At 61.9% G+C, this 239-nt stretch carries 1 pseudogene; it reads right to left on the reverse strand.

Going from position 1 to position 239, the window contains the following annotated elements:
* A pseudogene (locus BST12_RS30210) lies at window positions 1-239 on the reverse strand (PE family protein); the annotation flags it as partial.

Below are 239 nucleotides of genomic sequence, written 5' to 3' on the forward strand. Positions count from 1 at the left end.
GAGCTTGCAGAAGCGCGCCCGCGGCCCCTAGCAGGTTCCCGCTTTGCACCGCGCCGGAAAATGCTGTGCCGCTGTTTTGCAGCGCGGTCATGGTGGTGAGAGCTGGACCTACCGCACCAAGACCGTACACGAACGGAGCGGGCGCGGTGAGTGATCCCGAGTCGAAAACAACCTGTTGGGTAAGCGGATCAAACGACCCGTTGAGCGTCATCGTTACTGGACCGAATGGGGTGGGCAGA

It is taken from the genome of Mycobacterium angelicum (assembly GCF_002086155.1).
Lineage (GTDB): Bacteria > Actinomycetota > Actinomycetes > Mycobacteriales > Mycobacteriaceae > Mycobacterium > Mycobacterium angelicum.